The organism is Oleiphilus sp. HI0125 (genome assembly GCF_001635355.1).
In genome coordinates this window covers 1-924 of the sequence record NZ_LWGF01000249.1, presented here as the reverse complement: position 1 = coordinate 924, position 924 = coordinate 1, and the positions used below count along the sequence as shown (strand labels likewise).

1 protein-coding gene is annotated in these 924 nt (G+C 44.2%); it reads right to left on the bottom strand.

The features are described from left to right. Positions 1 to 888: YihY/virulence factor BrkB family protein (locus tag A3762_RS03690; RefSeq protein WP_156493199.1), on the bottom strand; the 888-nt coding region annotated here is incomplete at its 3' end. Positions 889 to 924: the final 36 nt, after the last annotated feature.

The window sequence follows — 924 nt, the reverse complement described above, 5'->3', positions numbered from 1 at the left end:
AACATAAAACGCTATAACAGAGCCTAGTAATAAAATTAACCAACTTGCATACAACCACAACAAAGCAACGATACCGACAGCAAAGCCTGAATAAATCATGTCATAGCGCGCCGAACTCACCACAAATGCCGTAAAGGCTTTGCCCGCTATTTGCCACGCAATGCCTGCAACAATGGCACCGATTAAGGCGCTAGAAGTTTTGACCCGCGTATTCGGTACGAGCGTATAAAAAAAAGTAAAGGCTGCAATCAACACCACAACTGGCATAACCGCGGTAACAAGCGAAAAAACAAAGCCAAGCGGTTCCACAAGACGAAGCTTTGTCACAATAGCGCTATCTAAAACTCCACTTGCGAGAGAGATACCAGCCACCAGCAGAATGGGCCCTACAAAGATCATGCTCATGTAATTGCTCAAACGACGACTAACTGAGCGCGTACTTGCGACATACCAAATTTGATTAAATGCGTGTTCAACCTTCTGTACTAGGGAAACCACTGTGTACAGCAATAAGACCAGACCAACTGCACCCAGAACGCCGACTTTCACGTTGTCGACAAACTGAAGGATCGAGTTCAGAATTTCTTGGCCTTTTTCTCCCATCGGTAAGAGAAAATGCTCGATCGCAGGCAGGAAGTGATTTTGTACGTTGAAATATCGCAGCAATGAAAAGCTCAGCGCTAAGAGCGGCACAACGGATAAAATACTGGTAAACACCAAGCTCATTGCGTGCAAAGAGACATTGCCTTGCATTATGTCTCGTACAATCGCAAAGCATACACGAGCCGTACGATGCCCTAATCGTTCAATTGAGCTTTTGTCTGAACTTACCGGACGCATCAACCAATCGTATATAAGTGCCTGTTTTTCAGAAATAAAAGGTAACAAATACTACGTCTCCAAAGATCTTTAAGTGAGTATAGT